General features: G+C 44.7%; 16 protein-coding genes, 1 rRNA gene and 1 pseudogene. All 18 read right to left on the reverse strand.

Going from position 1 to position 14,738, the window contains the following annotated elements; translation table 11 throughout:
* Positions 1-13: 13 nt before the first annotated feature.
* The 18 genes and pseudogenes from ACMXYW_RS16115 to rrf all read right to left on the reverse strand — a co-directional run bounded on the left by ACMXYW_RS16115 (position 14) and on the right by rrf (position 14,638).
* Positions 14-478 carry a hypothetical protein gene (locus ACMXYW_RS16115; protein WP_415904689.1) on the reverse strand — a complete coding sequence of 155 codons (465 nt, stop codon included), beginning with the start codon at positions 476-478 and terminating at the stop codon, positions 14-16.
* On the reverse strand, positions 468-1,352 hold the full coding sequence (locus tag ACMXYW_RS16120) for a type II secretion system protein J (RefSeq protein ID WP_415904690.1): 885 nt from the start codon (positions 1,350-1,352) through the stop codon (positions 468-470). Before ACMXYW_RS16120 ends, ACMXYW_RS16115 begins: the two co-directional genes overlap by 11 nt.
* Positions 1,352-1,912, reverse strand: coding sequence for a prepilin-type N-terminal cleavage/methylation domain-containing protein (locus tag ACMXYW_RS16125; RefSeq protein WP_415904691.1), 561 nt, complete (start codon positions 1,910-1,912; stop codon positions 1,352-1,354). Before ACMXYW_RS16125 ends, ACMXYW_RS16120 begins: the two co-directional genes overlap by 1 nt.
* Positions 1,893-2,507: a Tfp pilus assembly protein FimT/FimU gene (locus tag ACMXYW_RS16130; protein ID WP_415904692.1), complete on the reverse strand. Its 615-nt coding sequence runs from the start codon at positions 2,505-2,507 to the stop codon at positions 1,893-1,895. Before ACMXYW_RS16130 ends, ACMXYW_RS16125 begins: the two co-directional genes overlap by 20 nt.
* A gap of 13 nt (positions 2,508-2,520) precedes the next feature.
* Positions 2,521-3,033 (reverse strand): type II secretion system protein, encoded by a 513-nt coding sequence (locus ACMXYW_RS16135; protein WP_415904693.1) that lies wholly within the window; start codon positions 3,031-3,033, stop codon positions 2,521-2,523.
* Between the two features lie 70 nt (positions 3,034-3,103).
* On the reverse strand, positions 3,104-3,544 hold the full coding sequence (locus tag ACMXYW_RS16140) for a hypothetical protein (protein WP_415905900.1): 441 nt from the start codon (positions 3,542-3,544) through the stop codon (positions 3,104-3,106).
* Positions 3,545-3,559: 15 nt separating this feature from the next.
* Positions 3,560-3,613: pseudogene (locus ACMXYW_RS16145) on the reverse strand (hypothetical protein); the annotation flags it as partial.
* 12 nt (positions 3,614-3,625) lie between these two features.
* A complete protein-coding gene (locus tag ACMXYW_RS16150) occupies positions 3,626-4,852 on the reverse strand; it encodes a type II secretion system F family protein (RefSeq protein WP_415904694.1) in 1,227 nt (408 codons plus the stop codon).
* 17 nt (positions 4,853-4,869) lie between these two features.
* Entirely contained in the window at positions 4,870-6,645 is a 1,776-nt protein-coding gene (locus ACMXYW_RS16155) for a GspE/PulE family protein (protein WP_415904695.1), read from the reverse strand.
* A gap of 14 nt (positions 6,646-6,659) precedes the next feature.
* Positions 6,660-8,099, reverse strand: a complete 1,440-nt coding sequence (locus ACMXYW_RS16160) for a hypothetical protein (RefSeq protein ID WP_415904696.1) — start codon at positions 8,097-8,099, stop codon at positions 6,660-6,662.
* Entirely contained in the window at positions 8,096-8,998 is a 903-nt protein-coding gene (locus tag ACMXYW_RS16165; protein WP_415904697.1) for an ExeA family protein, read from the reverse strand. Before ACMXYW_RS16165 ends, ACMXYW_RS16160 begins: the two co-directional genes overlap by 4 nt.
* 12 nt (positions 8,999-9,010) lie before the next feature.
* Positions 9,011-10,594 carry a pilus (MSHA type) biogenesis protein MshL gene (gene mshL / locus ACMXYW_RS16170; protein WP_415904698.1) on the reverse strand — a complete coding sequence of 528 codons (1,584 nt, stop codon included), beginning with the start codon at positions 10,592-10,594 and terminating at the stop codon, positions 9,011-9,013.
* A gap of 10 nt (positions 10,595-10,604) precedes the next feature.
* Positions 10,605-10,943: a hypothetical protein gene (locus ACMXYW_RS16175; RefSeq protein ID WP_415904699.1), complete on the reverse strand. Its 339-nt coding sequence runs from the start codon at positions 10,941-10,943 to the stop codon at positions 10,605-10,607.
* Entirely contained in the window at positions 10,936-11,616 is a 681-nt protein-coding gene (locus tag ACMXYW_RS16180; protein WP_415904700.1) for a hypothetical protein, read from the reverse strand. Before ACMXYW_RS16180 ends, ACMXYW_RS16175 begins: the two co-directional genes overlap by 8 nt.
* On the reverse strand, positions 11,609-12,208 hold the full coding sequence (locus ACMXYW_RS16185; protein ID WP_415904701.1) for a hypothetical protein: 600 nt from the start codon (positions 12,206-12,208) through the stop codon (positions 11,609-11,611). Before ACMXYW_RS16185 ends, ACMXYW_RS16180 begins: the two co-directional genes overlap by 8 nt.
* On the reverse strand, positions 12,205-13,134 hold the full coding sequence (pilM, locus tag ACMXYW_RS16190; RefSeq protein ID WP_415904702.1) for a pilus assembly protein PilM: 930 nt from the start codon (positions 13,132-13,134) through the stop codon (positions 12,205-12,207). Before pilM ends, ACMXYW_RS16185 begins: the two co-directional genes overlap by 4 nt.
* A 311-nt stretch (positions 13,135-13,445) precedes the next feature.
* A complete protein-coding gene (gene fabI, locus ACMXYW_RS16195; protein ID WP_415904703.1) occupies positions 13,446-14,216 on the reverse strand; it encodes an enoyl-ACP reductase FabI in 771 nt (256 codons plus the stop codon).
* Between the two features lie 306 nt (positions 14,217-14,522).
* Positions 14,523-14,638: ribosomal RNA gene (gene rrf, locus ACMXYW_RS16200) — 5S ribosomal RNA — on the reverse strand.
* Positions 14,639-14,738 lie beyond the last annotated feature (100 nt).

The following is a 14,738-nucleotide window of genomic DNA, read 5'->3' on the forward strand; positions in this document are numbered from 1 at the left end:
ACGGAGCTGCTCTTTACTGGGCAGCTCTGATCACGACCTTCCTCGAAGCACCATCCAAGCCACTACCACCACAGTATCCCGTACTATCGATTGTCCAAAAATCACCTTCTGACGATGTCACTGTGCGATAAAATACTTCGGATCGGCAGCCTTGAAGGCCATTGATATTAAAGGTGTCGCTAGCGGCGGGCCCTGGCCAGTAGTCGACTTGTGTTGGCGGGCTTCCAACTACAGCCGAAGCCACACAGCCAGATGCGCCGTTACCTAAACAGGTTAGTTCTAACTCTATCCCCGTTTGCGCTGCTGTAATCGCCCTAGCGCCAAGAAATTCTTGAGCAGTCACATCTTGGCTAAGCGCAAAGAAACGGCTCATACCGGCAATGATGACCGCTAACACGGTGATCACGAAGATAGCCGAAATAAGTCCCAGCCCTCGCTGTTTAGATCTCAACGCAACTACAGGCAGTTTATGGGACATTTCTCACCTGCACCTCAAATTGAACGCGGATACTTTCCTGCGTTGTATCCCTGCTAGTTAGTACCTGATCCTCTACAAACAGATCAAACAGGACAATGCCGTTACGCAGTAAAGTCGCTTCACTATAGGTAAAGGCATCGTTATCCGCAGGGCTTACAACATCACTGGCTAACAACGCTTCCTGTGGCTCTGATAGATTGGCAAATAAAGTTGCGCCTGTAGGCTGGGTAATCGCATAAGTGTACGCACTACCGCTTACCCCCTGAAAACGATAAAGATCACTCCCTACGACACAAAAACTCACCGGCTCATCAACGATAAAGTAACGTTTTGAAGGTGAGTCTGTGGGGAAATGATGGGTAGATGTTAATAATACATCCACAGTGCCCGATCCTGACGCCAATGCACTGCTGGCACTGATCATAGGAGAGATAATAGACCAGCTATCCAAATCATAAATAGGATTTTGCCCTGCAGGCCTGCCGGGTTCATCCACGGTATTAGTATCTATAGGGTATACAGCCACACGACCAAGATCAGGTGATGTAGCAAACGGCACAGAGCTAAATGCTGACGATGCCGAAACAGCCGTTAGCGGCACAGAAATATAGCGAGAGGCCGCCAAGGCAGGTATAAACTCTAAGCAATTTCCTGAATCGCCAACACGGATACTATTAGGCAGGGCGTTTCTGATCTCACGCGCCATACGCTCAACAGCCACACGTGCCGCAGATGAAAGCTGATCACGCCGTGTCAGATCCGCATAGCCTTGCATGGTTGAAGTAATAAAGCCGACGGTTACCAGAGAGATGATCCCCAACAAGGTGATAACGACAATTAATTCAACCAGTGTAAAACCGCTTTGACGACGCATCAGTAGTTACCTCGCAAAGCACTGAACACCACGGGACTCTGCCCTGTATTGGCTGGAGGTGTAACGGTGACGATCACTTGTTTGACTAACTCAGAGTCAGAACCTGAGAAATAGCTGCTACCGACATAAGTCACCTGAACAGAGACTTCATAGCCTTCATAAGACTGAATACCACCCGGCGTCACAAGCGCATTGAATAAACCAACCGCGCTCTCTGTTAAGCCATGATAGTCATCGACATCATCAAACTCTTCCCGAGATTCACCATCTTTACTGGTAATTGGCTCACCAGCATTCACGCCAAACTGCGCTTCGGGTGTACAAGGGTCACAAGGAGGGCTGCCGCCTAAAGGGGTAAGTTCATCGTATCGGCGTGACAAAATTTCTTCGAGGTAAGCCTGCCCAAGGTAGGACACTTTGGTTTGCCACATGACATCAGCACTATGGCGGGCAATGGTGCCCCAACCTGCTATCGCTGCTGTGAGAGCGATAGCAATAATCACAATAGTGATGACTACTTCAACTAGCGAGAAGCCTCGTTCAGCGACAGGTCGTTTCATAGGTATACCCTGTCAGTGAAAGGCAGTAGTCGCCATTGTCATCGGTAAATTGCAGACTGCTATCAACCTTTTGGCTGTCATCAGGAAAACTCGCAGCCGAACTCAATACAACATTGTTATCAACTCGGATCATATCGCCCAGCTGGTTATACATCACCACTAGGTTTTGCCCCGAAGACAAACTACCTGACTCAGTGCCCGATACGAGAGACGCGTTATAGGATAAAACCGTATCCGCTGTGATCTCAGCATTGAGTTGAGGAGGGGTAATACTGGTTGGTGGCGTTGCATCAGAAGTGTCAGAGTCAATCAGCAAAGAGATCTGCCATTGTGTATCAGACGAGCGTTCTAACACCCAATAAACGGAAGATGCATGCTGCGCTAAAGCAGCTTTTTGCGCCAAACGTAACGAACCCATAATGGCACTGCGAAGCGCGAGTTCATCGTAGCGAGCAACATTACCAATTCGAGGGATAGCAACAGCCGAGAGAATACCCAGCAGGATGATAACGACAACAATCTCGACCAACGTAAAACCACGCTGGCGAGATTTAGAGCAGCATTGCCTAGATAGATCAGGACCGGTACTGCTCATAGGGAATAACTAATTACTCGTCGGCACCAGTAACAGACACACTACCAGAATCTGCTTCGTATGTGATTAAACGATTCGCGCCTGAAGGTGCATCAACACGGTAAGTAAATGTACAAGTTTCTGTATCTGTTGCTGCGGCTACATAATCCACACCATTTGCTGTAGCACTTGATGCCGTAGGTCTGCTGCCCTGCAATACATTATCCCAAACAGCCACACATTCAGTTGCACTGTCAATTGTAGCACCTGCACCTGATGCACCCGTTGGATAGCCAAAACCATTGACTGAGACTACTGCATCACCATCTAGCGAAACATTAGCTCCAGATGCAGCATTTTCCACCACTGCTTTTGCCTTAGCCAAAGCCACACCAGCTGCGAAGCCTCCTGCAGCACCTTTAACTGCAGCATTATGAGCATCGTCAGTTACATTAATAAAACGCGGTAAAGCAACCGCTGCCAAAATACCTAGTAGAGCAATTACTACAACTAATTCAATGATTGTAAAACCTGCTTGCTTTTTCATGGAACTCTTTGCCCTTGGGTTTAAGTTTGTAATTATTTGATTTCTAACAAATTAGCTCACCTTTGTATAGCTAATCTGCTTGCCAATAAAATTTATATAACGGCTTTAGCTTCGCTTCTGTTGCTAAACCTTCAGCCACTCTATTATCCTGAAGACCCACCTCGATCTTGAAAGGGATCAAATCAACCTGCATAAATTCGTTTTCTAAATTGTCTATCCGCTTAGCCTTGTAAACCAACCAACGTTTATCAGTTACAAAGTACCAATGTTCTCCAGCAGCATTATGCAACTCACTAAACGAAAGCTCTCCTGCGTAATTTGATGGTTTATGTTGTATCAAATCCACAGGATTTTGATTAGCTATCTCCTCTGGAGAAACTGCCTGTTGCTCAGCAAACCAATAAGCTACTTTAAGCGTTATCTGCGCCTGGATATTATCTCGACTACCTTCGAAAGATACTCGCTCTACATCTTCGATCAATAATTCCAATCGTTGCAGTGCAAATGCCATCAGCACTGTTATGATAAAAATTGAAACGGTTAGTTCCAATAACGAAAAACCACTACATCTCCGTTGCAATTTTTATCCTCCCTAACCATTAATGGTAGTGCTTAACTCCCACAATGGCAGGAACACACCTAAGGCCAATACCAGCACCATTGCCCCTATAGCGATAATTAAAATAGGCTCAATAGCACTGGTTAAGTTCTTAAGATCGTACTCTACTTCCTGTTCGTAAAACCCAGCGGCCTCTTCAAGCATCTGGTCTACTCGACCGGTCTCTTCACCAACCGCTAACATCTGCATTACCAATGGACTGAACATTTCAGTCTGAAGAGCGGTTTGGGTAAAAGATTCACCTCGTTCAATACCTAAACGCATACCAGCCACTTTTTTGCCTATATGGCGATTACCAACAGCGTTAGCAACGATCGACAAACCTTGCTCAATAGGCACACCTGCTTTCAATACGATACTGAAGGTACGAGAAAATCTCCCTAGTATGACTCTGTAGAATATCGGCCCAACAATGGGAAACTTCAGTTTTCTCCGATCCCAGGTCATGTGGCCTTTTTCAGTTTGCTTCCACCGGTAGAAGGAAAATACACTCAAAACGATGCCGATTAGAATGGCGTACCACCAATTCACCGTAAAATCAGAGAGCGTAATCAACGCTTGTGTCTGCCAAGGAATTTCACCACCGAAGCTTTCGAATACAGATTTAAAAGCTGGGATAACAAAGATATTGATAATGGCAACAGCCGCAGTGATAGCAATCAAGACAAACAACGGATAACGAGTCGCTTGTTTAATATTTTTAACTGTCTGTCTTTCCAATTCTAAGTAAGCAGCCATCTGCCTAAATGCATCATCCAACTGACCGGTATTTTCACCTACATGGATCATGCTGATATACAGCTCATTAAAGACCTTAGGGTGTTTGGCTAAGGCCGAAGACAGTGCATGGCCCTTTTCAAGATCATCCGCCAACTGCGAGAGTGTTTCTGTCAGCAAAGGGTTTGTCACAGTATTAGCCAAACCACGCATTGCTCGAGTAATTGGCACGCCGGCTTTGGTTAAGCTGTACATCTGCCGACTAAACATGATCAATTCATCCAGAGAGATCTTCTGGAATAGTTTAATCTGGACCCCTTTACTACCCTTTTTCTCAACGACCTTTTCAGCGACTTTAATCGTAATTGGAATGATGCCATCGACACTTAACTGCGATGCAGCCAAAGCCGATGAACCAGCTTCAAGCTGGCCATTGACTTCAACGCCTTCACGGTTTCGTCCACGATAACTGTAGATCGCCATAGGTTTATCTCGCTCGCTTATTCCAGTTCAAAACCGGAACTAGGTTGTGCTGGTGCTTCTTCCACAGATGGAGCATCAAGATACATCGATTCATCCAACTGCTCCGTCACACGGAATACTTCATCTAGAGAAGTCACACCCGCTATAGCCAGATCTAGTGCGCTATAAACGAGCGGTTTATAGTGAGGATCTGTTTTCGCAGCCACAGTGAAGGCTGCACTATCATCACGCCTTAAGGCATCAGCCATGGCATCATTGATCTCTAACAGCTCAAAAATACCGGTTCGGCCTTTGTAGCCCGTATTGTTACAGTAAGTACAACCGCGGCCTTTTTTTAGTTCAATATCATCTAAACCGAGCTCTTCTTGGCGTTCGTTTAGCCAAAGTTGCTCTTGACCGGTTGGATGGTAGTGTTGGCTACAGTTCTCACAGATTTTCCGAACCAAGCGCTGCGCTAGAATGCCATTTAGCGCAGACGCTGCCAGATAGCCCTCAATACCAATATCTGTCAAACGCATGGCACTGGATACGGCATCATTGGTGTGTAAGGTCGATAGTACAAAGTGACCTGTCATCGCCGCTCGCAACGCAATCTCAGCGGTCTCTTTATCTCGAATTTCACCTACCAGAAGAATGTCAGGGTCCTGACGCAAGGTTGCACGCAATACAGTGGAGAAATCCAAACCTATATTCGGCTGCACCTGGACCTGATTAATACGTGGCAAGCGGTACTCGACCGGATCTTCTACGGTAATGATCTTTTTCTGATGGCTGTTTAGTTCATTCAATGCGCCATACAGTGTTGTTGTCTTACCACTACCGGTAGGGCCAGTTACCAATAAGATGCCATGAGGCTCATTTATCATCTTACGTAAACGCGGCAGCATATGATCAGGTAAGCCAACCTTATCTAAACCGATAATTCCGCCGGATTGATCTAGTAGACGCATTACTACCGACTCACCGAACTGAATTGGTAACGTCGAGATACGTACATCAACACTATGACCGGAGACATTGATGTTGAAGCGACCATCTTGCGGTAGACGCTTCTCCGAAATATTCAGAGACGCCATTAGCTTTAATCGGAGTACCAATGCAGAAGAGATACGTTTCTCTTTCATTACGTGCTCATGCAAAACGCCATCAACACGCTGACGGATACGCAATACGCTTTCGTCCGGCTCAATATGAATATCGGAAGCACCAACCTGCACGGCATCTTCAAATAGACTTTTCAGCAGTTTAACAACCGGAACATCTACTTCATCAGTTGCGGTAAGCGCGGCAAGATCGAAAGCATCATCGGCGATCTCTTCGTTTAACTGATCAGCTAGGTCTTCAATATCGCTGGTTTTACGATAAAGCAGATCCATCGATTGCAGTAACTGAGCTTCTGATACCACCGCTTGTTCAATAGGCTTTGGCAAAGCTCTTTGCAACTCGTCAAACGCGAAGATATCCATAGGGTCGGACATACCCACCAAGAAGTGATCAACATCTTCTTTTAATACTAAGGCACGGAATCGACGAGCCTGAGTTTCAGGCAGACGCAGCACATCTTCTTGATTAAAGGAGTAATGGGTTAGATCAACCAGAGGAATATTAAGCTGCTGCGACAGGAACTCAAGAAACTGCTGTTCCTGTACATATCCCATGGTAACAAGCGTTTTACCCAGCTTTTGCCGCGTTTCTTTTTGGCGACCTAAAGCTTCCATCAACTGTGGTTCGGTAATAACACCGTTCTGAACTAGCAAGTCACCAATTCGGATTTTCATTTTAGGTGCAGCCATGCAACCCCTTCCTCCTAGCGCCCAGACAGCGCCTGAATACGCTGTTGTGCATATTGTTTCAAACTACTATCGATCGATGGAATCTTCATTGCGCTTCGATAAGCATTACGCGCATTTTGGAAACGCTGAGACTGCTCAAAAGCATAACCTAATCCAATCCACCAACGAGGAACCTGATTGTTCAATTGCAAAAGCTGATAGTAACTTTGAGCAGCTTTTGTGAATTTACCGTCCTGCTGGTAGGCACTAGCCAATAACTCATAGAACTCTGTATCTTGCTGCAACACCGGCTTATCTTTTTCCAGTAAGGAAACCGCTTGAGCCTGCTGACCTGAAGTTAACCAAATACGAGCCTGTAGCTTGCGCAAAGCAGCATCTAATGGATTTAACGCCAAACTATCAGACAATAAACGCTCTGCTTTGGACTGATTGTTAGTCGACAAATATAGCGCCGCTAATAAACGCCTTGAAGCCAAAGATTTAGATGTCTGCTCCTCTATACTTTTCAGCAGCAACGTTTCTGCGTCTGCCAACTTACCTTCATTTATCAAACGCTTAGCCCGATCCGCAGATTGCTGATCCGACAGTTTAGCCGTTGCTTTAGTGACGGGTTTACTTGGTCGACTCTTTTCTACCATCGCATCGTTTGGATGGGCAACTTGCAACTCTTCTCCCGACCTAATCCCGTTACGCTTTTTGACAACCTCTTCTACTCGTTCAGGTATTTCAGGCTGCTCTACCGAAGAGCTATTTTTAGAAACCTCTGAAGTCAAAGTAACCCTTTCCACAGGTTTAACACTTGGCTCTTTAGCCACAACACCCAAAACAAGTGTTGTTGGTGATTGTTGGACACGGAAGGCAAACTGACTTTCTCTTTGGGTTGTAACTGCTAGTAGAGCACGATCAGATTCGGTATTAAGGTCGACACGCTGCACTAAGCCGTTACTGATAAGAGGTACTGCGGTCTGTAAGATCGCATCGTCAAAAGCGATAACGATTACATTTTCATTTTGACTGACCACTTGGACATCAGCAGCACCATCTAGGCGAACGACAAGATCGCCACCCTGCTCTGTTCCAGCCCACTTTATCTCTGTAATAACAGCTCGACTTGACTCAACAGGTTCCACTGTAGGCTCTGCAACAACAGTCAAAGCTGGAGTTGGTGCAACCTCTGGTGTTACAGGCAGATCTGTCGTTCCTTTAGAAGATAGAACTGGTTGAACCTCTTTACTTACCACAGCAGGCGAGGACGACTGATCTTGCCAAAGCAGCCAAGCAGTCATTAACAACGCACTCGCTCCGATTATCCATAGCAGTATTCGCAGCAGGTTATTAGGTTTATGCTCCTCGACATAATGGGCAGCTTTAATACTAGACTGATTTCCATCAATACTTACTGGGCGCTTATTGCGTTGCTCCAAATCTCTGAGCATGTCATTGACTAGACTCACTTGTGAATACCTAAATAAACAAAGATGATTGTTACAGTGAACAGCAAGCCAATACTTCCCCAAACCAACACCTTAGGGTTTCTCGGTATTGAAACTCCCTCGGTATCTTCAATTGCTCTGGAAACGTGGTTTCCATCTACTTTAAGATCGCCTTTTCCATAAGCTGCCATTAATGCTTTATGGCTTAATATATTGATCAACCTAGGCGTACCACACGAAGCTTGGGCAATTTTTCGAGCTGCGTCGTGTTTAAATAACGACATGCCTTTAAACCCTGCACGTTGAATACGTTGATTTATATAATGTTCAACTGCCTCATGATCGAGGTGACTGAGTTGATAACTGAACGTAATACGCTGCAAAAGTTGCCTCAAGGACTTCTTACTTAGTAAGTCATCCAATTCAGGTTGGCCGAAAAGGACAACTTGGAATAGCTTTGCCGATTCAGTTTCCAGATTGGTTAGCAACCTCAGCGCCTCAACTGTTTCTTCTGGAATTGCTTGCGCTTCATCCACTAATAGGACAACCTTAAGTTTCGCTTGTGCTAGCTCAATCAGTCTGTGGTTAATAGCATCTAATAAATCGAAGTGCTCTAAATCTGAGACTTCAAGCCCTATTTCTTTAGCAAAGCTTTTACGGAATTCATCAGGGCTTAAATAGGGGTTCGGAATATAAGCCGTAACATATTCGTCTCCTTCCAGCGCATTCAGCAGCTTACGGCACAGCAGGGTTTTACCAGTACCAACTTCGCCAACCACTTTTACAAAGCCATCTCCCCCTGCCAGGGCGACCATAATTAAGTTCAACGCTTCGTGATGCGTCGGCATATTTAAAAAGAAATGCGTATTTGGCGTTAGAGTGAACGGCAGTTCACTCAGACCAAAATGTTCAGTGTACATCCAGCACTCCTATTACATTGCTGGTGTAGGTTGCAGGCTCTGGAAAGATCGCAAACTGCGTTTTAGCTCATTCTGCAAATTATCATGGTTTGCTAAGACAGGCCGTAACATAATCACAAGTTCAGTTTTACTTCCTGCTTGGCGTTTTTGCTTAAACAAGTTACCCACACCCGGAAGATCACCTAAACCTGGCGTTTTAGCACGTAGATCACTATCAGTAGACTTCATCAAACCGCCGATCACGATCACCTGGCCACTCTCTGCACGGACAATACTGTCCGACTCGCGAATAGAGCTTAGAGCCAATGGGATATTGAAATCATCAGTACCCACGCTGATCTGTTTCTGCTGATCTACCACTTCCGAAACAGTTGGGTGAATATGTAAAACTATATCGCCACTGGCACTGATCTGCGGGGTTACATCCAACGCAATACCAGAGAAGAAAGGCGTCAGTTCAATACTCGGAGACGATGTTGTACTCGTACCTGTCGTAGTCGTATTTTCAACTTCAGTCACAAAGAATTCATCAGTACCGACTTTGATCACAGCTTTCTGATTGTTGACGGTTGATACACGTGGGCTCGACAGCACCTGTACATCACCTTGACTACCCAATAACTCAATTACAGCAGTGAAATCACCAATACTCAGATCAGCTTTGAAGATACCGCCGATTCCATCATCATTATTCAATCCAACTGAAGACTGGCTAAACAGGGCAGTATTACCTTGCCCCGGTTTACCTAAAACGGACCAGTTAACACCCGCTTGGAAACCATTATTCAACGTTACTTCTAATATTTTCGCTTCAATTACTACCTGACGATGCAAAATCAATTCAGCCTGAGCTAGATATTCGCGCACAGTAGAAAGTTCGCTTGGAAGAGCACGGACTACCACAACGCCTGTCTGCGGAGTTACCACGACCTTGCGACCTTCACCGGCAACAATAGTCTCTAGCGTACTTTTTAGATTACCCCAGAAATTAGTCGATGTTTTGGTACTAATGCGAGTACCAATCACTTCCTCGGTACTAGAGTTTTCACCTGAAGTGCTCACAGAACCAGCACTTACTTGAGTATCAGATGTGCCATCACGCTGAATGTCTAAATAGTTAATCTGGAACAATTCAGTTTGTAGAGAAGCAGGCAACACTTGATAAAGATTACCTGTGCGTTCGAATTCATAACCGTAGACACGCTGAACAGCTTGCATAACTTCAGCAACACTTACATTTTTCAATTCAAGCGAGATGCTACCGCCAACCGCTTCATGAACGATCATGTTATAAGGCGTACCTTGTACCAGCCCCATGAAAAAATCTTTTGCTGGTAAAGCCTCAGCTGTAATATCAAAACGCTCTTCGTTAGAAGCCTGACTATTTTGTAGGTTAAGTGGCGGTAAAAGCGCTGGAACAAGAGATGGTGGCGGAGGTGCAGCAGTAACCGCTTTTTTATTCTCTTCAATTGCTTCTTCAATCGCGGATTCACCCACCTGTTTAGTGGTCGTGCCTGCAACAGGCGGAAGCGTTTGGCAGCCGCTTAAGACAAGAACACTGCCCATCGCAAGAGCATTGAAAATACGTTTCATCATTATTTCTAGCCTATTTCCCACTCTTAACTTTGCTGAAGCCTTTTCGTTCAGCTAAAGAGATCATCTGATATTCACTTCCAGTGTTCAACTTAACTCCTGTACGGTTGATTTCGACAACTTCGGCACCATCAACCAGATCACCCTTCTGCACACGTTGACCATTAATAATCGCAGAGGGAGTTCGTTTTCCAACAATCAAAGAACTAAGCACATATCCTTGCTCAGGTTTTTTGATGTCACCGATCGCCACATGAGAAGCCAACGGCTTTGTTGGATCGGCAGGTAAACGCTCGGCATAACTCGGACTACTACCAAGCAGTGTAATTAATAAAATGACTAATTTAGGCACCTAACCACCCCGCTTCAGAGCTTAAGGTATGAACTTTGATCTTCACTTTTGCAGTAGGATACTCGTCAACTTTGTATTCCAATGTATCCCAAAAGAACACACCATCTAGCTGTTCCATTTTCTGCAAATAGTCATATAAACCCTGATAAGTGCCTTCCAGCTCTAATTCAAATGGATGAATAAAGATTACAGCTTGCGGACCCACAGGCTTGGTATCTTTGTCAGCATCAACTGGCGTTTCATTTAACTGTTTAGCTACAACAGGTAGGCTTTTGGCACTCACAAGCGCAATACCTTGTTCATTGGCTAATACTGATCTTAACAAAGTCAGCATCTGATCAGGCGAAACAAGGTTGGTAGCAGCACGCTTAATATCCTGATTAGCCTCAGATAACTGAGTACGCAAACGTTTTAGCTCAGCTCTTGCCTCGACGTTAGGATCTTTCGGTTCCTGACTCTTTAGCAGCTGTAAAACTCGATCTTGAGCATCGATGCTGGTTTGCATAGCTTCGATTTTACTTGGCACCTTTTGTAATACGATCATTGCAGGCTCGATTAAGAACACAAAGATCAATGCTAAAGGGGCTACTAAGCCAACTATAAGCAACATGATACGTTCACGTGCCGTTAGCTCATTCCATTTACTGTCCCACTCCTGCCAGTGTTTATTCATAACTGCGCAACTCCGCTAAAGCATCAAAGCGCACACCACTACCTTCAGCGTTTACAGTTAGCGTATTAACATTCATACCTTGGAATTCTTCAGTACTAGCAATCGATTCAATCATGGAAGCAACTGACGGGCCATCGACAGCACCACCACCCAAAGTAAAACTACGGTTATTATTATCAAGTACGAACTGACTTAACCAACTTTCCGTTAATGAAGCATCAGCCAGGGCATAGAGATAAGACGAGAAATTAACACTCTGAGCTGGTTGCACTTTATGCAATAAACTTTGTAACGCTTTCCGTGCAGCAATCTCATCTTTTAAACGTTGCTGTTCAGCCAAAATTTCTGGCTGTACTTGAAGATTACTAAAGCGCGCTTGCTCTGTAGCGACTGCTTCGTCGATCTTAACTTTGTCCTGTTGCAGTTTAGCGAACGTGCTTTCCTGTTCAGATGCATACCAGTTCAAACCGAGTCCACATAACAGAACAACCGCAATGACTGCTAAAGCAACTGTGACGCTACCTTGCAGGCTTAAGAGCTCAAATTTCTTTTTTGATTTGTGAGGGTTATAGAGGTTAATTCGTTGTTTCACTTAACCACCTCAGTTATAGCAAATTCAGTGCGTAACGCCGCAGCAATAGCGACAGTAGCCTGATTTTGGAGAGACTCAGTAAGGTCTATCTCGGATGAAATAAGGTTATTGAGATCTAATGAGTGAATATCAAGCGCTAGGCTATATCGTAATTCGTTCATTAGCGGCGATTCATCCGCTTGCATGGGCATCACAAGTAAGCGCACACAAGGTGGTTTACCTACTTGGCTTTCGTAATAATCAAGAGAACGCTGAAGCTCCAGCACAGCAGCTGAAGCGTTTTCAGGGGCTGGCGTATGGCTGTAGCTAAGATTACGAGTGAAATATAAAGCGCTATCAGAGAGAAGGTTAATCGAACTGCCCTCTTCACCGATATTGAATACAGCTAAACCAGATTCACTATCAGCAAGATCTTCCGTTAAGTTAAGCAAAGCCAACTCAGGCACATCGACTGCAGTTATATCCAAACCTATTTCACTGCACCAATCAACCCATAGATCTACCTTGGCCTGTTCGGCAGCTATTGCATAAACCATACGGCTGCGGCTTCGATAGGCGTCTTCTGGTAGGTCAATATAGTCAATTACGGCTTGTTCGACATCGAAGGTAATCAAATCTTTGAGTCGCCAACGTAAAGCTTCAGTAAGCTCTTCGTCTGGCACTTCAGGGCGCTCTACAAGATGGATCTGATAGCTAGATTCCGGTAAAACTAATGAAGTTTTCGTACCCAGAAGGTTATTTGCTTCTATCAAATCTCTGAAACGTTTGGGCTCAACTAAAGGGTTAGTCGATGCGCTGTATTCACAGCAGACGAGTTCTGGCTGAGTATTACCATCTCGAACATGCGCAAAAGAAACGCCTCCCTTATTGATAACGAGGGAAGTTAAACCGTTTACCGCAGACTTTTTCTTAAGAAATGAAAGCAAGCGTTAACTCCTGCACTATTCGCTTAATTCTCTTACAACAAATCTACCGAGCTTAAACGGTCGTTTCAATCGAAAAACCCAAGATTAATGATTAAGTAAACATTCAGTAACCGTGTCGGCCATATAAGGAATAACTTAACAGAATCTATATGAATAAGCTGCCCTACAGCATTGTTTTATCAGATATAAGAGAGAAAAAAGTTATCTTATAACACCACAGCTTATTGATCGCTCATTCATCAACAGAACCAAAGCCATAAAGAAGAAGCTCCGCCTAGCTGCTAATGTAAGAACTGCTAGACGGAATAAGATCAACCTACAATACAAACACCATGGTCAACGTAATGGATTTGACCCGTTACCCCCTCAGAGAGCGGCGACATAAAGTAAAGGCAAGAGTTACCCACTTCTTCGATTGTCGGTAATTTACCGTCACAAGCCATCTCTTCATTGTGCTGTAGCATAGCATCAAAGTCTTTGATTCCTCCGGCAGCGCGCGTCGCTATAGTTCCTGGTGAAATAGAGTTAACACGAATCCCCTGAGGACCAAGGTCACGTGCTAAATAACGAGTTGCAGCCTCTAGGGCCGCTTTAGCACAACCCATAATATTGTAGTCACCTGTAGCCAAGGCACTACCGAGGTAAGAGAAGTTAATTAGCGAACCACCATTTTTCATAAGCCCTTTGGCACGCGCTGCCATATCAATAAATGAATAGCATGAAATGTCCATAGCCTGTAAGAAGCCGGTACGTGAACATTCAGAAATAGGGGCATGCAGATCCTCCAACGGACAGAAAGCTAAAGAGTGAATCACACCGTCTAACTCACCCCATTTCGACCAAATCTCAGAGAACAAAGCATCCATCTGTTCAGGTACGGAAACATCTAGTGGCATAAAAATATCCGCCTCAAGCTCCTCTGCTAAAGGGCGCACAAAGCGCTCAGCTTTATCATTAAGATAAGTAATGGCCAACTCCGCACCCTGGGCTTTCAAAACCTTCGCGCAGCCATAAGCGATACTTTTATCATTAGCGATACCAACAACAAGTACTTTTTTCCCAGCCATTAACAAGTTAGACATTCCATAAACCCTTATAAATAATCGATACTGATTCCTATTTTACGCATACGCACAATACAAATATATGACGGTACCGGTAAAGGGGTCGGTAAGAAATAAGATGTTGATCTGAGGCAATGAAGGACAGCGAAGGACAGCGTTCGGTTTAGTATTAGGTTTAATTAAGACAACTCATACTAACTTGTTTATCTGTTTTTATCCGTTTTATCCGCTCCAAGCAGCGCCTATCTGCCCTTAACCGTTTTTTATAGCCCACAACGAAAAAACCCCGATCACAGCGTGACCGGGGTTTTCTCTTAATTAAATGCTTGGCGATGACCTACTCTCACATGGGGAAGCCCCACACTACCATCGGCGATGTTGCGTTTCACGTCTGAGTTCGGGATGGATTCAGGTGGTTCCACAACTCTATGGTCGCCAAGCAAAACTGTTACAACTTAGATCTGATTCTTCTTTTATTTGATCTAGATAGTTTATCGACTGTAGTTTAACTACGCGCTAATTCGTTACTCTCTATCGTCT

Source organism: Neptuniibacter sp. QD48_55 (assembly GCF_047778115.1).
GTDB lineage: Bacteria > Pseudomonadota > Gammaproteobacteria > Pseudomonadales > Balneatricaceae > Neptuniibacter.

Coding starts and splice junctions, on each gene's coding strand:
- ACMXYW_RS16155 (WP_415904695.1), bottom strand. CDS start 6,645: ATGGCTGCACCTAAAATGAAAATCCGAATTGGTGACTTGCTAGTTCAG.
- ACMXYW_RS16130 (WP_415904692.1), bottom strand. CDS start 2,507: ATGAGCAGTACCGGTCCTGATCTATCTAGGCAATGCTGCTCTAAATCT.
- fabI (WP_415904703.1), bottom strand. CDS start 14,216: ATGTCTAACTTGTTAATGGCTGGGAAAAAAGTACTTGTTGTTGGTATC.
- ACMXYW_RS16125 (WP_415904691.1), bottom strand. CDS start 1,912: ATGAAACGACCTGTCGCTGAACGAGGCTTCTCGCTAGTTGAAGTAGTC.
- ACMXYW_RS16135 (WP_415904693.1), bottom strand. CDS start 3,033: ATGAAAAAGCAAGCAGGTTTTACAATCATTGAATTAGTTGTAGTAATT.
- ACMXYW_RS16180 (WP_415904700.1), bottom strand. CDS start 11,616: ATGAATAAACACTGGCAGGAGTGGGACAGTAAATGGAATGAGCTAACG.
- mshL (WP_415904698.1), bottom strand. CDS start 10,594: ATGATGAAACGTATTTTCAATGCTCTTGCGATGGGCAGTGTTCTTGTC.
- ACMXYW_RS16120 (WP_415904690.1), bottom strand. CDS start 1,352: ATGCGTCGTCAAAGCGGTTTTACACTGGTTGAATTAATTGTCGTTATC.
- ACMXYW_RS16115 (WP_415904689.1), bottom strand. CDS start 478: ATGTCCCATAAACTGCCTGTAGTTGCGTTGAGATCTAAACAGCGAGGG.
- ACMXYW_RS16165 (WP_415904697.1), bottom strand. CDS start 8,998: ATGTACACTGAACATTTTGGTCTGAGTGAACTGCCGTTCACTCTAACG.
- ACMXYW_RS16150 (WP_415904694.1), bottom strand. CDS start 4,852: ATGGCGATCTACAGTTATCGTGGACGAAACCGTGAAGGCGTTGAAGTC.
- ACMXYW_RS16140 (WP_415905900.1), bottom strand. CDS start 3,544: ATGGCATTTGCACTGCAACGATTGGAATTATTGATCGAAGATGTAGAG.